The 18440-nt window shown below is 71.7% G+C and carries 15 protein-coding genes; 3 read left to right on the forward strand and 12 right to left on the reverse strand.

The features are described 5' to 3' along the window. Nucleotides 1–138 precede the first annotated feature (138 nt). The 9 genes from ABH926_RS47150 to ABH926_RS47190 form a co-directional block, all read right to left on the reverse strand. On the reverse strand, nt 139–1254 hold the full coding sequence (locus ABH926_RS47150; protein WP_370373844.1) for an N-acetylglucosamine kinase: 1116 nt from the start codon (nt 1252–1254) through the stop codon (nt 139–141). A 382-nt stretch (nt 1255–1636) separates the two neighbouring features. Next, complete coding sequence (locus tag ABH926_RS47155) at nt 1637–2419, reverse strand: class I SAM-dependent methyltransferase (RefSeq protein ID WP_370373845.1); 783 nt, start codon at nt 2417–2419, stop codon at nt 1637–1639. A gap of 103 nt (nt 2420–2522) precedes the next feature. Then, a complete protein-coding gene (locus ABH926_RS47160; RefSeq protein ID WP_370373847.1) occupies nt 2523–3584 on the reverse strand; it encodes an N-acetylglucosamine kinase in 1062 nt (353 codons plus the stop codon). 181 nt (nt 3585–3765) lie between these two features. Beyond that, the gene (locus ABH926_RS47165; RefSeq protein WP_370373848.1) at nt 3766–5862 is read right to left on the reverse strand and encodes an N-acetylmuramoyl-L-alanine amidase; all 2097 of its coding nucleotides are present in this window, start codon (nt 5860–5862) and stop codon (nt 3766–3768) included. Then, nucleotides 5859–7073, reverse strand: a complete 1215-nt coding sequence (locus ABH926_RS47170; RefSeq protein ID WP_370373850.1) for an ABC transporter ATP-binding protein — start codon at nt 7071–7073, stop codon at nt 5859–5861. Before ABH926_RS47170 ends, ABH926_RS47165 begins: the two co-directional genes overlap by 4 nt. A 14-nt stretch (nt 7074–7087) precedes the next feature. Beyond that, entirely contained in the window at nt 7088–8086 is a 999-nt protein-coding gene (locus tag ABH926_RS47175) for an ABC transporter ATP-binding protein (RefSeq protein WP_370373852.1), read from the reverse strand. Beyond that, nucleotides 8083–8889, reverse strand: coding sequence for an ABC transporter permease (locus ABH926_RS47180; RefSeq protein WP_370373964.1), 807 nt, complete (start codon nt 8887–8889; stop codon nt 8083–8085). Before ABH926_RS47180 ends, ABH926_RS47175 begins: the two co-directional genes overlap by 4 nt. Nucleotides 8890–8918: 29 nt before the next feature. Beyond that, nucleotides 8919–9986 carry an ABC transporter permease gene (locus tag ABH926_RS47185; protein WP_370373853.1) on the reverse strand — a complete coding sequence of 356 codons (1068 nt, stop codon included), beginning with the start codon at nt 9984–9986 and terminating at the stop codon, nt 8919–8921. 5 nt (nt 9987–9991) lie between these two features. Then, on the reverse strand, nt 9992–11878 hold the full coding sequence (locus tag ABH926_RS47190; protein ID WP_370373855.1) for an ABC transporter substrate-binding protein: 1887 nt from the start codon (nt 11876–11878) through the stop codon (nt 9992–9994). Between the two features lie 249 nt (nt 11879–12127). Between ABH926_RS47190 and ABH926_RS47195 the strand changes: the two genes are divergently transcribed. Then, nucleotides 12128–12934, forward strand: coding sequence for a DeoR/GlpR family DNA-binding transcription regulator (locus ABH926_RS47195; RefSeq protein ID WP_370373857.1), 807 nt, complete (start codon nt 12128–12130; stop codon nt 12932–12934). Between the two features lie 135 nt (nt 12935–13069). On the opposite strand, the gene ABH926_RS47200 is transcribed toward ABH926_RS47195, so the two are convergent. Then, nucleotides 13070–14434, reverse strand: a complete 1365-nt coding sequence (locus ABH926_RS47200) for a C39 family peptidase (RefSeq protein ID WP_370373859.1) — start codon at nt 14432–14434, stop codon at nt 13070–13072. Between the two features lie 208 nt (nt 14435–14642). On the opposite strand from ABH926_RS47200, the gene ABH926_RS47205 reads away from it, so the two are divergent. Then, nucleotides 14643–16439 carry an N-acetylmuramoyl-L-alanine amidase gene (locus tag ABH926_RS47205; protein ID WP_370373861.1) on the forward strand — a complete coding sequence of 599 codons (1797 nt, stop codon included), beginning with the start codon at nt 14643–14645 and terminating at the stop codon, nt 16437–16439. A gap of 81 nt (nt 16440–16520) precedes the next feature. Here ABH926_RS47205 and ABH926_RS47210 read toward each other — a convergent pair whose 3' ends face one another. Further along, a complete protein-coding gene (locus tag ABH926_RS47210; RefSeq protein WP_370373863.1) occupies nt 16521–16874 on the reverse strand; it encodes a hypothetical protein in 354 nt (117 codons plus the stop codon). A gap of 73 nt (nt 16875–16947) precedes the next feature. Further along, complete coding sequence (locus ABH926_RS47215; protein ID WP_370373865.1) at nt 16948–17145, reverse strand: helix-turn-helix transcriptional regulator; 198 nt, start codon at nt 17143–17145, stop codon at nt 16948–16950. A 140-nt stretch (nt 17146–17285) separates the two neighbouring features. On the opposite strand from ABH926_RS47215, the gene ABH926_RS47220 reads away from it, so the two are divergent. Then, on the forward strand, nt 17286–18335 hold the full coding sequence (locus tag ABH926_RS47220; protein WP_370373867.1) for a helix-turn-helix domain-containing protein: 1050 nt from the start codon (nt 17286–17288) through the stop codon (nt 18333–18335). Nucleotides 18336–18440: the final 105 nt, after the last annotated feature.

Below are 18440 nucleotides of genomic sequence, written 5' to 3' on the forward strand. Positions count from 1 at the left end.
GGGAGCGCGAACGCCCGAAGACGCCCCCGTCCTGTGCCTTCGGCGGTGCGGAGCTGTCAGGGTGCTGTTTCGGACCCCGGCTCGCCGCCGTCGGCAATGAGTCAATGTAGCGGGAAAACAACAACAGTCAACGACTGTTTATGAGAATTCTGCGAACTGATGGTTCGCACCGGTGAACACCGCGTGCCCGGCCGCCGCCGCCTCGGCCCCCAGCAGCCGCCGCGCGGCCAGCCAGGCGGCCCCGGCGGCGCCGTCGGCGGCCAGCCCCACCGGCGAGTCCGGCCAGCGCCGGCCGATCGCCGCGGCCACCGCCTGGAACACCGGCGAGCGGCTGACCAGCACCGAGCCGCCCAGCACCACCGGCTCCCCGGGCGCCGGCGCGAGCGTGGCCAGGCTCTCCACCAGGGCCTGCGCCGCCTCGGCGACGATGCGCACCGCCGCCGGGTCGCCGAGCTCGTAGGCGGCCATCACCAGCGGGGCGAGCCCGGCCAGGGCGACCGTCGGCTGCGCGGTCACGGCCCGGACGAGCTCGGCGGCGCGCTTGCGGCCGCGCAGCGTGAAGCCCTCGCCGATGCTGGCGGCCGGCGGGAGCGCGCCGGTGGCGGCGGGATGGACGGGGGCTGACGGGTGCGCGGCGGTCGGGGTGGGGTCGCCTGACTCAGCCTCCTGTTCAGACCTCTGATCCAGCAGTCGCGCCAGCACCGCCGTGGCGAGGTGTGCCATCGGCCGGCGGCCGTCGGCGGCGGCGATGGCGGCACGCGCGGCCTGGCGTCCGATCCAGAAGCCGGACCCCTCGTCGCCGAGCAGCCAGCCGTAGCCGTCGCTGAAGCGGGCCGGCAGGCGGTCGCGCATGCGGGCGGCGACGGCGCCGGTACCGGAGACCAGCAGCGTGCCGTCGGGGGCGGGGGTGCCGGCGGCGAAGGACACGGTGACGTCCGAGACCACCGGCACCGGACAGGTCAGGCCGGCGTCGGCCCAGGCCTGCTCCAGCACCCGCGGCGCCTTCGGATCAGCCATCAGGGTACTGACGCCGGCGAGCCCCACCACGCAGGCCCCGACCCGCTCGCCGGGCACGTCGCCCAGCGCCGCCCGCAACGCCGCCACGATGTTCGCGACGGCGGCCGCGGCGCCCAGCACGGTCGGATTCCCGCCGCCGGCATGCCCGGTCCCCAGCGTGCGCCCGTCGACGGTGGCCAGCACGGCCCGCGAATGCGACCCCCCGACGTCGAGCCCCACCACGCACGGGTCCGCCATGGATGCCGCCACCTCCCGATCGCCCGCCACCGGCCACCGGGCACACCCCTGTGGCGTCATGTGGGATCTTGCCAGAGCGGACACCACAACTCAACGCCATCGCAGACCCTTGACGCCCGCCCTGGGATCTGGGACGCTCCCGGTCTGGGCGGTCGCAGCAGGTGACGGGCGGCGCGGGCGGGGCCGGACGACGCCGGAGACGGCGTCTGGGTTGATGTGGATTCTTGGCACACGCCGCCGCGTACCGAACAAATGGCGGCAGCCTAAGACCAGGTCAGGACGCGTGGGGTGGGGCGCTGTGAAGGCGCGCGGCGGTGTGCGCGCTCATCCGGCAGGCTTTAGCGCATCAGCACAGGGTGCGCGGAAATGGTGCACAACTTCGCTAGACCCGCTGGGCGAGGAGAGCATAGGTCTCATGGTGGGAGTGGATGGTGCCACCAAGCTCATTGATCTTCAATCGGAGTGCCGACAGCAACACCTTGAGGCGCTCAGCCCCGAGTTTCCGGTGATCGCTGACAGTTGCCGCAAGGCCGACCCATTCATCGCTGTCGAAGCTGCGCTCCCACTGGTAACTCCGCATTTCCACCGGCAAGAATGAGGCGCTTCGTTCGAAGAGGTCGTCGCTGGAGGCGTGCACTCGCGGCATGCTCTGTGCCGAATGCCAGACCTGTGTGACTTCCGGCGCATACATGCGGTAAATGGGGTCGAAGGCGGCGCTGACGGCCTCGTCCAATGCCGTCGACGTCCAGAACCGCGCGATGGTCCCACCCGCATTCAGTACCTCGGCGGCTTTGGCGACCCCGCGCTCGGGGTCGATCCAGTGCCAGGCGTCACCGCACGTGATGAGGTCGAACGTGCGCCCCGCCGCATCCCATGACTCGAAGGCGGCAACCTGCACCTCGACGCCATGGCCGCGGGCGACCCGGGCCATGCGCTCGTCCACCTCGACGCCGAGAACGGACAGACCACGTTCGACGAGTGCCACAGCGGCCTTGCCGGTGCCACATCCGACATCGAGAACCTTTGCGGGCCGCAAGCCGGCCAGGTCGTCGATCAACTCGCTGGGATACCTCGGTCGGTACCGGTCATACCGCTCGGCCACGGACCCGAATGATCCGGCCCGCTCGCGATCGAGATGTAGCTCCTGGGGCGACACATCCGGCATGGCACAAGGGTACCGAGCCCGTCCAGCCTGCAAGGCTGAGCCGCCTGCCGCCTGCCGCCTGCCGCCTGCCGCCTGCAGTTCAGCAAAGCTGCCGCCGCCAGCCCTACTCCGCCGCCGCCCCCGCCCCGCCAGCCAGCCGCGCATGCACCCCGGCGTCGATCCCCGGCTCCAGCACCCGTGCCGCCAGCCACGCGGCGCCGACCGCGCCCGGGGCGGCGATCAGCGGGGTGCCGCCGTGGTGTCCGGCCAGGCGGCGCTGGACTTCGGCGCCGATCGGGCCGGGGGCGGTCAGCAGGGAGCCGGCCAGGACCAGGGGTTCGTCGGGGTTGTCGCCGGCCAGGGCGGTGGCTGTGGCCATCAGGAGGCTGACGGCGCGGTCCACGATGCGCTGCGCCACGCGGTCGCCGGCCGTCGCCGCCGCCGAGACCAGTGGGGCCAGGGCCGCCAGGGCGATCGGGGGGCCGTCGTAGACCGCGTCGCGCAGGGCGGCGATCTGCTCGTCGGTGGAGTGCGGGACCACGTCGTCGCCGGTGACCGTGGCCAGGACCGCCGGGGCCAGCAGGGTCTGCTCGCCGCGGCCGTCGAGGGCTGCGAAGACCGCGCGGACCGCCTGGCGGCCGATCCAGAAGCCGGAGCCGTCGTCGCCGACGAGCCAGCCGTTGCCGTCGATGCGGGCGGTGACCTCCTCGCCCTCGACGCGGGCCGCTATCGAGCCGACGCCGGCGATCAGGACCGAGCCGCTGCGGCGCGGGGTGCCGGCCGCGAAGGCGGTCACCGCGTCGGCGACCACGGACACCGGGCAGGTCAGGCCGGCGTCCACCCAGGTCTTGGCCAGGGCCTCGGCGCTGGGCCCCCGGGAGTAGCGCAGGATGCCCGCCGCGCCGACCACCACGCCGGCCACCGAGGCCGGTGCGACCGTGCCCAGGGCCTGGGCGACCGCGTCGCTCAGGTGCGCCACGACGTCCGCGATGGGGAGAGCTGTGGGGTTCGCCAGGGCTGAGCGGCCGCGGCCGATCACTTCGCCGCCGACGGTCGCGACCACCGCCTCCACCAGCGTCGATCCGGCCTCCACGCCCAGCACGACCCCGTTCCGGGTGACGGCGGCACCGGCGGCGTCGGCGGACGCGGCGTCCGGGGTCGGGGCGACGGGTGAAGCCGACGGCATGGGGTCCTCCTGGCGTGGACGTGAAGTCCTGTGGGATCGGTGCCTGACACAGTCTGGCATGCGAACCGGGGCCTGAGAACGGTTCCGGCCAGGTCCGGGACCGGTTACGGGCAGCCTTGAAGCGGGTGGGGCGGCCTTGCGCGGCCCCACCCGCCGAACGAACCGGCGAAGCGCCGGCGCCTCAGGACGTCGAGGGCACCACGTCCACGTCGGCGGCGTTCACGAACGCCATCCGGTGGTTGTACGTGATCAGGTAGTACTGCGTCGTGCCCTTGAAGTCGGTCTGGTCCATGAACGCCGACCCGTCGATGTTGAAGGCGTTGAACCAGTCGCTCTGCAGCAGCTTCCCGTCGGTCACGTACGCCTGCCCCGGCGTCAGCGTGTACTTCGAGGCGATCCGCTGCGAGCGCGGCACGCCCCCGTACCAGGACGTGAACGCCGCCGGGTACGCCGAGGCCTCCGGGAAGGACTCGGTGTAGATCGGCACGCTGGTCTTGCCCGCCTTCGGCACCACCGTCAGCGCCTTGACCGGCGCGGCGGTCAGCGGTCCGAAGTCGTTGTGGAACCACGCCTTCTGGCCGGCGAACCAGATCGCGATCCAGCCCCCGGGCGCCCGGTCGGCCACCACGAACTCCTGCCCGGTGCCGGCCTGGTCGCCCCAGTCATCGGCCTGGGTGGTGCCGGCCGAGCCGTCCGAGTGCAGGTAGGGGTCGGACAGCAGCGGCGCGCTGTCGCTGGGCGCGGTCCGCAGCCACACGAAGTTCGTCGGCTGCTTGGGCATGTTGATGTAGTAGCTCGCCGGGCACGGCCCGTTCAGGTTCGGCCACTCGGCACCGTGGTACGGCCCCGGGTACGGCGTCAGGTCCTGGATGTTCTGGCAGCCGGAGACCACCTGCTGGTTCAGCTGGAACACCGGGTTGATCGCCACGACGTCGGACGTCGGCGGGGCGTCGGGGTGGATCGGCTGGCCGAGCAGGTCCATGAAGTGCGACCAGTTCCAGTACGGTCCCGGGTCCCAGTGCTGCGAGGCGATCCGGCTGTCACTGCTGCCGGGGATGTTGTCGTGTCCCAGGATGTGCTGCCGGTCCAGCGGGATGTTGTACTTCGCCGCCAGGTAGCGCACCAGCGAGGCGGTCGAGTGGTACATCTGCTCGCTGTACCAGGTGGCTCCGTCGAGCGCGTAGCCCTCCTGCTCGATGCCGATCGAGTGCTGGTAGAAGGACTCGTTCGCGCTGTCCCAGGCGATGTCCTCGTCCGGCATCATCTGGGTGACGTGCCCGTCCTCGGAGCGCACCTCGTAGTTCGCCGAGGCCTGGTACGAGGGGTCGTGGAACAGCCACAGCGTCCCGTCGTTGGTCTCCTCGTTGTCGTGCAGGGTGATGTAGCGGATGTCCGTGGTGGCCGGACGGTTCGCCGGGTCGTGCCCGCCGTAGTTCGACTTGTCGTTGGGGTCGAGCTGGTAGAAGCCGTCGGGGGAGTAGCTGCAGTCCAGGTCGGCCGGGCACTCCGGGGCGGACAGCAGCGACGGGTCGTGCACCGGGTCGGCCGGCGGGACCACGCTGACCAGGCCCAGCTTCTTCGCGGCGGCCGGGTCGTCGTACGCCCACGGCTGCGAGGCCAGCGACAGCGTCTGGCCGTCCTGCGTGGTCGCCGACTGGCCGGTGCGGATGGTGGTGAACACGTCGTCGGCGAAGACCTGCGCAACCTTGGTCTCCGAGGCCTCGGCGTAGCGCGCCACGCCGACCGTCCAGGCCGTCAGGTTCACCGACGGGGGCAGAGCGCCGTGGTTGTACTGCTTCTCATAAGACGCCAGCAACGCGGCGCCGGCCCGGATGTTCTGCACGTCGTTGGTCTCGGCCGTGGCCAGGTCGATTCCGGCCAGCGCGGCGGCCTTCGCGGCGGTGTGCAGCGCCGGCGCGTTGAGCAGGTCCGGGGTGCGGAACGTGCTGGTGAAGCCGGCGGAGTTGAGCTCGGCCTGGGTCAGGTTGGTGAGGTTCATCGGGCCGTAGCCGGCCGAGAAGCTCGGCTTGCCGCCGTGCGCCTCCCACAGCGACTCGTTGTACGACACGGACATCAGGACCGGCAGCGGAACACCGAACTCCGCCGAGGCCGCGGCGAACGCGGCCTGGCGCGAGCCGGGGTCGGCCGGGGTGGAGGGACCGGCCGGGGTGCCGGTCGCCGCGGCGCTGTGCGCGGCCGGCACGAACGCCGCGGCCGCCGCGACCAGCGCGGAGGCGACCACGGGTATCAGGGCTCTGCGCCTGCGGGGGCGTCTCATGGGGCTCCTTCGTCATCGGAGGGGGTGGGAGCGTTCTGTGGTGCGTGCGGTGCGTGCGGTGCGTGTGGTGTGTGCGGTGCGTCGAGTGCGTTCGGTACGTTCAGTGCGTCTGGTGCGGCCACGCCCAGCAGGTCCGCGGCATGGCAGGCGGCGTGCCGGCCGGTGGCGGGCAGCGGCTTGGGGTCCTCGGTCCGGCAGCGCTCAGCCACGCCGAGCTGCTCGGCCTGGCCGGAGGCCACCAGCGGGCAGCGCGGATGGAAGCGGCAGCCGGCCGGGATGGCGGCGGAGTCGGGGGTCTCGCCGGTCAGGATCACCGGATCCTGACCGGACTCGGCGACCACCGACAGCAGCGCCTTGGTGTACGGGTGCTTCGGCGCGGTGAGGACCTCCTCGACGGTGCCGGTCTCCACGATCCGCCCCAGGTACATCACCGCGACCCGGTCGGCGATGTTCCAGGCCAGGCCCAGGTCGTGGGTGACGACCAGCGCGGACAGCCCGGTGCCGGCGCGCAGGTCCAGCATCAGCTTCAGGATCTCCCCGCGCACCGAGGCGTCCAGGGAGGCGACCGGCTCGTCGGCGACGAGCACCTGCGGATCCAGCACCAGCGCCCCGGCGATCACCACGCGCTGCCGCTGGCCGCCGGAGAGCTGGTGCGGATGCAGGGCCAGGAAGCGCTCCGGCGGGCGCAGGCCGGCGCGCGAGAGGGCGTCGGCGACCTTGGCCTTCTCGTCGGGGAAGCCGCCGAGGGCTGATTTCCCGTGGATGCGCAGGCCTTCGGCGACGGCTTCGTAGACCGTGCGGCGCGGGTTGAGCGCGCCGGCCGGGTCCTGCAGGACCAGCTGCACACCGCGCCGGTAGGCCTTCAGCGCCCGCGACTTGTACGACACCGGCGCGCCGTCATGAAGCACCTGACCGGCCGTCGGCACGACCAGACCGGTCAGCGCCCGCGCCAAGGTGGACTTGCCGCAGCCGGACTCGCCGACCAGCGCCACGATCTCGCCCGGCGCGATGTCCAGGTCGACGCCGTCGACGGCCCGGGCCCGGCCGCGGCCGTGGCGGGACCGGAAGGTGACGAACAGGTCGCGAACGGACAGGACGGGGGGCGTGGCCGCAGCGGCGTTGTCAGTCGGGGCTTGGCCGGGCACCGGGGCCGGCTCGGCTGCGGGGTCGTGCTGCGCCGCGCTGGTGCCGGGCGCCGCCGTGTCTTCCATCTCAACCTCCGGACTCACAACGCCTCCCGCGCAACGTCCATCCGCACACACGCCGCGCTCCGTACGTCCCCGTCCCCGCCCGCGTCCCCGGCCGCGACCAGCGGCGGCTCGGCGGTCAGGCACTCCTCGGCGGCGATCGGGCACCGCGGCGCGAACGTGCAGCCCGCCGGCAGGTGCGCCGGGTCCGGCGGGTCGCCGGGCAGGCCGCGCGGGCCTCGGCGGGAGGCCGGGTCGCCGATGCGCGGGAAGGCGTCGGCCAGGGCGCGGCCGTAGGGGTGCCGGGCGTCGGCGAACACCTCGGCGGCCGGGCCCTGCTCGACGATCCGGCCCGCGTACATCACCGCCAGGCGGTCGCAGTGCTCGGCCAGGACCGCCAGGTCGTGGCTGATCATCAGCAGGCTGATGCCGTGCTCGGCGACCAGCTCGCCGATCAGGCGCAGGATCTGCGCCTGGATCATCACGTCCAGCGCCGTGGTCGGTTCGTCGGCCACGATCAGGCGCGGCGAGCAGGCCAGCGCCATGGCGATCATCACGCGCTGCCGCTGGCCGCCGGACAGCTCGTGCGGGTACGCCGCGGCGCGCGCCGCGACCAGGCCGACCTGGTCCAGCAGGGTGGCCACCCGGCGGTCGGCGGCGGCCCGGGACACCGTCCTGTCGTGCAACAGGATCGGCTCGGCGATCTGGTCCCCGACCCGGCGCACCGGGTTCAGCGAGTGCATCGCGCCCTGGAACACGATCGAGGCCTCGGCCCAGCGCACCGCGCGCAGCCGGCCCCAGGTCATGGCCTGCACGTCCTCGTCGTCCAGCAGGATCTTGCCGCTCACCTCCGCCGACTTGGGCAGCAGCCGCAGGACCGCGCCGGCCAGTGTCGACTTGCCGCAGCCGGACTCCCCGGCCAGGCCCAGCCGGCCGCCGGCGGGCAGCGCGAGGTCCACGCCGCGCACCGCCGGGACCGGGCCGGCTGCTGTTTTGTAGGAGACGCTCAGGTCTTCCAACCGGAGAACGTCGTTCATGAGGCCTCCTGAAGCCGCGGGTTCAGCACCTGCTCCAGTGCTCGGCCGACGAGGGTGAAGGCCAGCGCCACCGCGACGATCGCGGCGCCCGGCGGCAGCAGGATCCACCAGTCGCCGGCGCTGACCGCGCCGACGTCCCGGGCCAGCTGCAAGGTCGTGCCCCAGGACACCTTCGTGGGGTCGCTCAGGCCCAGGAACGCCAGCGTGGCCTCGGTGAGGATCGCGGCCGACACCGTCAGCGTGGCCTGGGCCAGCATCAGGGGCATGACGTTGGGCAGGATGTGCCGGCGCATCACGTGCCAGTGCCCGCCGCCCAGCGCCCTGGCCCGCTCGATGTACGGCCGGGACTCCACCGACAGCGTCTGGGCCCGCACCACGCGTGCCGTGGTCGGCCACGCGGTCACCCCGATCGCCACCACCACCGTGCTGACCCCCGGAGTGAGCACCGAGGCCAGCGCGGTGGCCAGCACCAGCACCGGCAGCACCAGGAACCAGTCGGTGACGCGCATCAGCACCGTGTCGACCCAGCCGCCGAAGTGCCCGGCGGTGACGCCGACCAGCGCCCCGATCCCGACCGCCAGCAGCGTGGCCAGCAGGCCCACGGTCAGCGAGATCCGCGCGCCCCAGATGGTGACGGCCACCATCGAGCGGCCGTAGGCGTCGGTGCCGAGCAGGAAGTGGCCGGAGGGCGCCTGGCGCGGCGTGCCCGGCGCGAACACCGCGGACAGATCGTTGCCGGAGATGAACAAGGGGGCTGCCAAGGCCACCAGGGCGGTCAGGACCAGGAAGGCCAGGCCGGCCATCCCGGCGCGGCGCCGGCGGAAGTCGGCTATCACGAGGTGCGCACTCTCGGGTCGAGGATCGGGTAGAGCAGTTCGGCCAGCAGGTTCATCACGATCACGGCCGCCGAGAAGAAGATGAACAGGCCCTCCAGCAGCGGCTGGTCCGGCACGGTCAGCGCCTCGTAGAACAGCGATCCCAGGCCCGGCCAGGAGAAGATGGTCTCGGTCAGGATCGAGCCGGACACCGCGGTGCCCAGGTTCAGGAACACCAGGGTGACGGCCGGCAGCATCGCGTTCGGCACGGCGTGCTTGCGCCGGACGTCGTCCTCGCGCAGGCCCTTGGCGCGCGCCGTGGTCAGGTAGTCGGCGCCGACCTCCTCCAGCAGCGTGGCGCGCATGGTGAGCAGGTACTGCGCGTAGACCACCGCGACCAGCGTCAGGCAGGGCAGCACCAGGTGCCGCAGGTGGTCCCAGATCGAGGGGAGGAGCCCGTGCACGTTCGGCGAGTTCATGCCGCCGGTCGGGAACATGCCCGGGATCGGCCCGAAGCCGACGCCGAACACCACGATCAGGATCAGCGCCAGCCAGAACGTCGGCATCGACCACAGCACCAGCGCGATGCCGGTGTTCGCGCGGTCGGCGCGGCCGCCGTGCTTCCACGCCGAGCGCACGCCGATGCGCAGGCCCAGGAACGCCGCGATCAGCGTCGCGGTGCCGACCAGGTAGACGGTGGCCCACACGTGGCTGCCGATCAGAGCGCTGACCGACGTCTTGTACTGGTAGGAGGTGCCCAGGTCGCCGCGGGCCACGCGCGCGGCGTAGTCGCCGAACTGCGCGATCAGCGGCTTGTCGATGCCGAACTGGTGGCGCATCGTGGCCATCTGGGCGGCGCTGACCGGATGGCCCCGGGTCAGCGCCCGCACCGGGTCGCCGGGGATGACACGGAACAGGAAGAAGCCGGTGAACACCACGGCCAGCATGCTCACCAGCGCGCCGGCCAGGCGGCCGACGACGTAGCGCAGGGGGATGACGGGGCCGCGCCGCCGGGGCGCCGCGGCCCCGGCCGGAGCCGGAGGAGGGGACGCGGCGTCCGGCAGGGCGGAAGCGGTGATCGACACGTGCGCTACTCGCGTTCCTCGGCCGTGGCGCCGCGGCGCCGGCGGGTCAGGACCAGGGCACCGCCGCCGCCGATCACCACGATCGCGATCACGATGCCGGCGATCAGGCCGGTGTTCGAGCTCGACGAGGAGGAGGAGCCCGAGGAGGCGGCGGCGGGCTTGGCGGACCAGAAGGCCCAGTAGCCGTCCTGGCCCCAGTACAGGCCGTTGGGCTGCGGCTGCTTGTCCATGGAGCCGATGACGTCGGACCGGTAGGCCTCCAGCACGTTCCCGTAGTACAGGACGTTGACGTAGGCGTCGGTGTAGAGCGTCTGCTCCATCTGCTTCACGTCGGCGGCCCGGGTGGCCGGGTCGTATTCGGTGATCTGCTTCTGGTACAGCGCGTCGTAGTTCTTGTCGCAGATGAAGTCGTCGCCGTTGAAGGTCTTGCCCGGGGCGGTGGGCCGGCCGTCGCACTTCTGGATCGACAGCACGGCGTCCGGGTCCGGGTTCTCGCCCCAGCTGTCGAAGGCCAGGTCGAAGGTGCCGGCGGTCTCGGTGTCGGCGAGCTTGCCCTGGTCCATGATCTGGGTGGTGGTGGCGATTCCCACGGCCTTGAGCCAGTCGGCGAGGTACGCGGCGTTCTGGGTGTCGTCGGGCCGGTTGCTCTCACCCATGATGCGCAGGGTCAGCGGCTTGCCGTCGGGGGTGGTGCGCATCCCGTTGGAGCCCTTCTTGTACCCGGCGGCGTCCAGCATCTGGTTCGCCTTGTCCGGGTTGTAGCTGTAGGCCGTGGACGGGTCGGGGTCCCAGTGGTAGGCGGAGAAGATCGGGGCTATGTAGCCGCTGCCGACCGTGCCGTACCCGCCGAGGGTCTTGGCGACCAGCGTCTTGGTGTCGATCGCGTACATCAGCGCCTGGCGGAACTGCTGGTTCTGCAACGCCGGGTTGCCGTCGCCGAACGCCTGCCCGCTGGTGGTGGTCGCGCCGGGGTTGACCGCCAGGGCGTAGAATCGCTTGCCCTGGGCGTTGTTGGTGGCGATGTCCGACTGGCCCTTCAGCGCGTCGTACTGCGCCGGGGTCAGGCCGCTGACGAAGTCGACCTCGCCCTTCTTCAGGGCCTCCACCTCGGCGTCGGCGTCCTTGTAGAACTTGAACACCAGGTGGTCGAAGGCCGGCTTGCCGCGCCAGTAGTTCGGGTTGGCGTCCAGCGTGAGGTACTGGTCCTTCTGGTAGCCGGTGAGGATGAACGGCCCGTCGCCGACCACCGGGAACTGGGTGTCGTTGTTGAACGTGCCGATGTCCGCCACGTGCGAGGCCCAGACGTGCTGCGGCACGATCGGGACGTCCAGCGCGAGCATCGTGGACTGCGGCTGCTTCAGGGTGACGACCAACTGGTTCCCGGTGGCCGTCACCTTGGAGAAGTTGGCGACGAAGTTGCCGTTCGCGGTGGCCGCGTCGGCGTTGGTCATCATCAGGTTGTAGGTGAACGCCACGTCGGCGGCGGTCACCGGCTGCCCGTCGGACCACTTCATCCCGTCTCGGATGGTGAAGGTCCAGGTCAGCTTGTCCGCCGAGGTGGTCCAGGACGTCGCCAGCGCGCCGATCGCGTGGTCGTCGGTGGCGTCGTAGTTCGTGAGGAAGTCGTACATCAGGCGGTGGATCTGGGTGGGCAGCGCGCGCTGGGCCAGGAACGGCGAGAGCGAGTCGATGCTGCCGGTGGTCGCGACGGTCAGGGTCTTGCCGCTGCTGGCGGCCGAGCTCGGCGCCGCCTGGGCGTACGAGGTCTGACTATGGGTGCCGCGCGCCTGGGCCGGCCCGGAGGCGGCCGCGGCCGGGGCGCTCAGCACCGCCGCCCCGGCCAGGGCCGCCGCCAGGGCGAAAGCGCGTCGTCGGGGGTTCGGGAAGGGCATGGCGTCCTCACAAACGGTGTGGTGGTGCCTTGCGGTGTTGTGGTCTCACGCCTCATACAGCGACACCGTGGCGCCGAGTGTGGCAATTCCTTGAGGAGTCGTCAAGAGTCCACGCATTGTTCGGCCAAGAAACCACATATTCCCCAGCTGATGGCGGAGGTCGGACGACCAGCGGCGGTGAACCCCACTACGCTGAGGGCAGCGCGCGACCGCGCGCGTCCGCCCCGGCCAGCTGTGGAGTCCCGACCGATGAAGGAAGAACTGCTCGACGCGGTCCTCCCCGAGGAGCGCCGCCTGCGCATCGCCGCACAGCTGCGCCGCGACACCCGGGTCCGCGTCGAGGATCTGGCCGCGCGCTACGGCGTCTCCGGCGAGACCATCCGCCGGGACCTGCAGGTCCTGGAGGAGCGCGGCATCCTGCGCCGGGTCTACGGCGGCGCGGTCGCGCAGGAGTCGCGGGGCTGGGAGCCCGGCGCCGACGAGCGGGCCATCGCCCGGCTGGACCCCAAGCGCGCCATCGCCGCCGCGGCCGCCGCGCTGGTCGAGCCCGGCGAGACCCTGGTCTTCGACCTGGGCACCACGGTCGCCGAGACGGCGCGCGCACTGCCGGCCACCTTCAGCGGCCGGGCGCTGTGCGTGGCGCTGCCGACCGCCGCGGAGCTCGCCGGCCGCGAGGGCGTCGAGGTCCACCTGGCCGGCGGGCAGGTGCGGCGCGGCGACCTGTCGTGCGTGGGCCCGGGCTCGGAGAAGTTCTTCGAGCGCTTCTTCGCCGACCGCGCGTTCATCGCCGCCTCCGGCGTGCACCTGAAGGCCGGGGTGACCAGCGAGCAGCTGGAGGAGATCCCGGTCCGGCAGGCGATCCTGGGCCAGGCCCAGTCCGTGTACGTGCTCGCCGACGGCGCCAAGCTCGGCCGGGTCGCGGTCGGCCGGGTGTGCCCGCTGTCCGCGGTCACCGCGATCGTCACCGACTCCGGCGCGGACCCGGACGCGGTGCGCGCGCTGGAGCAGAGCGGGACCCGGGTGATCGTCGCGCCGACCGGCTCGGAGCTGGACTGACCCTCCGGGCTGGACTGACCCTCTGGGCTAGACTGACACTCAGGGTTTTGAGCAAGGCGGGTTTCCCAGCAAGGCGAAGGCCCCGGCGGACTGCGGTTCGCCGGGGCCTTGTCTGCGGGGGCTGTTACACGCGCGTCACCATGTCGGGTTGTTCGGGTCCGCGACCGGCGGCAGCGCCATGTCGTGCGGCTTGTACAGGTAGGCCACGCCGCCGGAGCCGTAGCCGGTGGTGCCGTCCGAGCGGGTCCAGTACGTCCGCTCCCAGATGTTCTCCAGCTGGCTGCGCTGGTAGACGTGGTGCACGGCGGCGTCCGAGGGCGAGAACGGGTCGTCGACGACGAAGTCGCCGGCCGCGGTGAACCCGGCGACCACCATCAGGTGCCCGGCGGTGCCGTAGCCGGAGCCGGTGAGCTCGCCGTTGTCGAAGGCCACGGAGATGGCCACCGGGATGCCCGCCTTGACCAGCGTCTCCAGGTCGTCGACCGAGGGCAGCTGGACGACCTCGGCGTCCAAACCGTAGTGCGCGGCGTAGGCGGCGTTGAAGGGCCAGTTGCCGGTGCCCTGGTAGGCGTAGTCGTACGTCGAGCGCGCCGCGTAGTCCACGCTCGGGTCGGCGTAGGACGGGTCCACCCAGGACATGTCGGCGGCGGTGGGCCCGTCGCCCCAGAACTCGGTGATCATCTCGCTGGAGGTCGGGCTGCACCAGGCGTCCCCGCCGCCGCCGTACTGGCTGTACTGCCCGACGTGGATCTGCTGTGAGTACTGCGGGACCGCGAGGTCCGTGCCCTCGGCGCCGCCCAGCGGGCTCGGGGTGACGCTGCTGCGGGCCGGCACCGCCGAGGCGAACGCGCCGAGCTGCCACAGCCGCGGGCTGGCGGTGCTCGTCGGCAGCCGGTACAGCGTGGCCCGCAGCCGGTAGCTGGTCAGCGTGTGGCCGGCGGCGGCGTTGAAGGTGTCGGTGTCCACCTGGCCGTAGGCGCCGGCCGAGGGGCTCAGCGAGGTGCGCGCGATGTCGGTGTCGCCGGAGGCCCAGTTGCCCATGTCCAGCCAGCCGGTCTGGTGGCCGTCCTCCATGGTGGCGTTCAGCTCGACCTTCAGCCAGGTGCCGGCCGGGGTCTGCGCGTCCCAGGAGGAGACCAGCTCGGTGGCGCCGAAGCCCGGCGTGTAGGACGGCGAAGTCCAGGTGCTGTAGGCGTAGGTTTTGGTGGTGTGCAGATACGGGTCCTTATACCGGAGCGAGCCGACGGTACTTGAGATCGCGATGCCCTGCCGGTCGCCGGCCAGCGCGGTGACGCCGGAGGCGGTGCCGGACTGGAAGTCGGCCTGCGTCGTCCACTTGTGGAAGTTGACGCGCTCGGCGGCGGTGGCAGTGGCGGCGGCGGGGCGCGCGGTGGCCGCCGCGGCCGCGTGCGCCGGCCCGCTCGTTCCCGCGCCGGTCAAGCCGGCCGCGATCAGGACTGCCGTGCTGGTCAACGCTCTGGCGGCGCGCGAGGTGTGCATGGCTGCCTTTCGGATGCTCCGTGGTCGGCTCCCCGAACCGGGAGTGTGGCAGTCACCCCAGCACCCGTCAAGAATCATCTTGGTTTCTTGTTGATTTCACGTGACAAACGGCGGCGTCAGTCGCACCATGTCCCCGGGAGTCGATCCGGACTCTGATACACGGGACCCCACAACCGGACGGTGATCGCGACAGATGATGAGACGGGATATGAGCAGGCGGCCCACCAGAGCCCGCAGGCGCCTGGCCGGCGTGCTGCTGGCCGTGGCCGCGCTGCTCAGCTACGGCCTGAGCGGTGCCCCGGCCCAGGCCGGCACGCAGTCCGGCAGCGTCACGGCGGCGTTCGCCGGGGCGTCGCACACCTACGGCGTGCCGCAGCAGGTGCTGGAATCGGTGTGCTACCTGGAGGGCCGGCTCAGCGCCCACGGCGGGCAGGCCAGCGTCGACGGCGGCTACGGCTGCATGAACCTGGTGAAGAACGACAAGACCGACACCCTCGACCAGGCGGCGAAGCTGACCGGGCTGAGCGTGTCCGCCCTGCGGCACGACACCGCGGCCAACATCCGCGGCGGCGCGGCGGTGCTGCGCGCCGAGGCCCTGGTGCTCGCGCCGAAGCTGCCGGCCACGCTGGCCGGCTGGTACGCGCCGATCGCCGCCTACAGCCACGCCTCCTCGCGCTCGGTGGCCGGGATGTACGCCGACGCCGCGTACCAGCTGATCCAGGGCGGCTTCAGCGGCACGGCCGACGACGGCTCGCGCATCACCCTGGCGCCGCAGGCGGTCACGCCGGACAAGTCCACGCTCGGTTCGGTGCCGCTGGCCCCGGCCGCGCTGCCGACCGGCTGCACGCAGGACAGCAACGTCGACTACCCCTCGGCGATCGACTGTGTGGTGCCGACGACATATGACTGCAACGTCGTCAGCGGGGCGTGCACGTACCAGAGCTCGAACCGGCCGACGAGCTACGCCCTGTACGACGTGACCATCCACGACATCGAGGGCACCGCGGCGGACGCGATCAGCACGTTCCAGGACATCAACAGCGGTGTCAGCGTGCACTACGTCATCGACAGCGACGGCACGGTCTACCAGACGCTCAGAGAGAAGGACATCGCGTACCACGCGGGGAACTTCTGGTACAACGAGCACGCCGTCGGCATCGAGCACGCGGGCATCGACGCCACCGGCTACCAGTGGTACAACGCCACCGAGTACCTGGCCTCGGCCAAGCTCACGGCGTACCTGCTGAACAAGTACAACATCCCGCTGGACCACGCCCACATCAACTCGCACGGCACCACGCCCTCGCCGACCACCGGCACCTCGCCGAACCACGTCGACCCGGGCAAGTACTGGCTGTGGGACTACTACTTCGGCCTGATCCACTCCCTGGGCGTTGCCTACCCCACCGGCAACACCCCGGCCGCCGGCCTGTTCCGGGTCAACCCGAGCAGCGACCAGTCGCCGCTGGGCCCGAACGGGACCGAGACCACCGCGAACAACAGTTTCTTCACCCTCTACACCGGTCCCAGTACGAAGGACGCGGTCATCCCGGGAGCCCCGGGCGCTGATTCCACGGACGAGACCACCAACGTCGAGACCCAGATGCCGTACTACTCCCTGGCCTCCCAGCCCGACCAGGCCGGGACCGGGATGACCATGTACGAGATCTGGTACGGCGAGAACGACCGGCTGTCCAACTCCACGCCGAGCTACTACGCCGACGCCAAGAAGGCCTGGCTGGCGGTCCCGGCCGGGTCCGCGGTCCCGGTCCACTCCTACGTGGTGAGCCTGAAGCCGGCCACGAAGAACGGGACGATCGGCATCTACGGTCGGCCGACCACGAGCTCGGCGGACATCATCGGGACGGCGCCGAGCGGCTCGGAGTGGGCCGCTCCGAAGTCGGTGTTCGAGGACGGCACGCAGAACCTGTGGTTCGGGATCGACTACAACCACCGGGAGGCGTGGGTGCCGAGCTCGGAGGTGACCGTCGTCGCCTGGTACTGATCCGGTACTGATGACGACTGATTGATCGAACCGGCGCGGTGGCGTGGAATGTTGTGTTCCGCGCCACCGCGCCGTTCGCGCTCAGCCGCGCCGGGTCAGGACGATCGTGGACAGCAGGTACGTGCCGCCGAGCACGGCGCACAAGGTCGTCCACGTCGCCGTGTCCTTGCCGCGGATCAGCGCGATCAGACTGCCGCCGACCAGGACCAGGGCCAGCACGTACATGGTCAGCGCCGCCGCCCGCTGCTCGATCGACCGGCGCCGCTCGTCGCCGCTCTCGCCGCGGAGCAGGGCCACAGCCTCCGAGCGCCGCGACCCGAAGACCAGGACCGCCGCGTAGGCGAGCATGATGACCAGGCCCGAGACGGCCATCGCCACGTTGTGGTGGCCCAGGTAGATCGCCAGGTACGCGCCGCCGAACGCGGTCGCCGCCACCGGCACCGTCCACGGTCCGCCCCGGCGGGTCCGCTCTCGGCCGCTTCGCTCCTGGCCCCCGCCAGCGTCCCTGTCAGCATCCGTCGACATGGAACATCCCCTCCACCGTTGTGCCGAAATACCTCGCTATGCGGATCGCCAGGGGGAGCGAGGGGTCGTAGCGGTTCTGCTCGATCGCGTTGACCGTTTGCCGCGACACCCCGAGTGCCTGCCCCAGGTCCTGCTGCGACAGTCCTTTGGCCTGTCGCAGGGTCCGCATGTCGTTCCGCATGAATGGAAAGTACGCTTTACATCGCGGCGGCGTCAAGCGTGCTTTACATCGCTCTACGGAGCGCGTAGTCGATCACACGCCGGTTACTTACGTGGTCGCGCAACCTTTACGCCTCGCTTCCGCCGGACTACGGTGAGGGCGTGTCAGGACGTGGATTTCGCCCTCCCGACCCGGCTACTACCGCGCACCGTGCCTACCGGCTCCTGGCCCGCGGCCGGCCCGCCGCGGCCGATCCCATCGCCGGTCCCGTGGCCGATTCTGTGGCCGATCCAGCAGCCGATCCCGTGGCCGCCGTCGCCTCCGGCCTCGACGTCCCCGAGGACCAGGCGCGCGCCGGGATCCAGTGGCTGGGAGAGCGGCGGCTGCTGGCGCCGGACGGCGACGGGGTCGCGCTGCCGGAGCAGGCGGTGCTCGACGTGCTGGCCCAGGCCAGCGGCGGGCTGGGGCGGATGGCCGAGGAGGTCGAGCGCTGGCGCTCCACCGTCTCCGATCTTGCGGACCTGGTCTCCGGGGCGCCGGCCGGCTTTGAGTCCGAGCGCGTGGACGTCCTGCGCTTCACCGACCGCGCGGCGCTGCGGCGCTGGCTGGACGAGCGCGCGCTGCTCAACCGGCGCGACGCGGTCGCGATGCACCCCGCGCTGGCGCCTAACGACGTGCTGCGCGAGAGCCTGAAGGTGGACCTGGGCCTGCTCAAGCGCGGAGTCGGGTTCCGGATGCTGGTGTCCAGGACCGCGGCGCGGCGGCCCGGCGCCGCGGCCTATCTCAGCGCCCTGGAGAAGGACGGCGGCCAGGTGCGCGTCGCCGACGCCATTCCGCTGCGGCTGCTGGTGCTCGACGGCTCGGTGGTGGTCACCCCCGGCTCGGAGGCGGAGCCACCCTGCGACGTGGTGATCCGCAGCGAGGTGGTCGGCCGCTGCCTGCTGGCGGCGTTCGACCACCTGTGGGTCGGCGCGGAGAAGTACGCGACGTTCGCCGGTGCCGGCGGCGACCGGGACGAGGAGCTGACGGCGGTGCACGTCCGGCTGCTGCGCGCGCTGGCGACCGGGGCCAAGGACGAGGCCATAGCGCGGCAGTTGGGGTGTTCGGAGCGGACGCTGCGGCGGCTGGTCGCGCAGGCGCTGGAGGCGCTCGGGGTGCGGAGCCGGTTCGCGGCCGGGGCGAAGGCTGCGCAGTTGGGGCTGCTGGACTAGAACGTGGCTGGGGCGCCGCGCCCGAAACTGAAGCGCTGCATCAGTGTCATGCGGTTCCATCTGGGGTTTTACCGAGCCTTGACGCGGTTGTTCGACGTCCGGCGG

Source organism: Catenulispora sp. GP43 (genome assembly GCF_041260665.1).
In the GTDB taxonomy this organism is placed as follows: domain Bacteria; phylum Actinomycetota; class Actinomycetes; order Streptomycetales; family Catenulisporaceae; genus Catenulispora.

Excerpts from the sequence above, each read along its gene's own strand:
- ABH926_RS47150 (WP_370373844.1), bottom strand. The coding sequence starts at position 1,254 with ATGGCGGACCCGTGCGTGGTGGGGCTCGACGTCGGGGGGTCGCATTCG.
- ABH926_RS47155 (WP_370373845.1), bottom strand. The coding sequence starts at position 2,419 with ATGCCGGATGTGTCGCCCCAGGAGCTACATCTCGATCGCGAGCGGGCC.
- ABH926_RS47160 (WP_370373847.1), bottom strand. The coding sequence starts at position 3,584 with ATGCCGTCGGCTTCACCCGTCGCCCCGACCCCGGACGCCGCGTCCGCC.
- ABH926_RS47165 (WP_370373848.1), bottom strand. The coding sequence starts at position 5,862 with ATGAGACGCCCCCGCAGGCGCAGAGCCCTGATACCCGTGGTCGCCTCC.
- ABH926_RS47170 (WP_370373850.1), bottom strand. The coding sequence starts at position 7,073 with ATGGAAGACACGGCGGCGCCCGGCACCAGCGCGGCGCAGCACGACCCC.
- ABH926_RS47175 (WP_370373852.1), bottom strand. The coding sequence starts at position 8,086 with ATGAACGACGTTCTCCGGTTGGAAGACCTGAGCGTCTCCTACAAAACA.
- ABH926_RS47180 (WP_370373964.1), bottom strand. The coding sequence starts at position 8,889 with ATGGCCGGCCTGGCCTTCCTGGTCCTGACCGCCCTGGTGGCCTTGGCA.
- ABH926_RS47190 (WP_370373855.1), bottom strand. The coding sequence starts at position 11,878 with ATGCCCTTCCCGAACCCCCGACGACGCGCTTTCGCCCTGGCGGCGGCC.
- ABH926_RS47195 (WP_370373857.1), top strand. The coding sequence starts at position 12,128 with ATGAAGGAAGAACTGCTCGACGCGGTCCTCCCCGAGGAGCGCCGCCTG.
- ABH926_RS47200 (WP_370373859.1), bottom strand. The coding sequence starts at position 14,434 with ATGCACACCTCGCGCGCCGCCAGAGCGTTGACCAGCACGGCAGTCCTG.
- ABH926_RS47205 (WP_370373861.1), top strand. The coding sequence starts at position 14,643 with ATGAGCAGGCGGCCCACCAGAGCCCGCAGGCGCCTGGCCGGCGTGCTG.
- ABH926_RS47215 (WP_370373865.1), bottom strand. The coding sequence starts at position 17,145 with ATGCGGAACGACATGCGGACCCTGCGACAGGCCAAAGGACTGTCGCAG.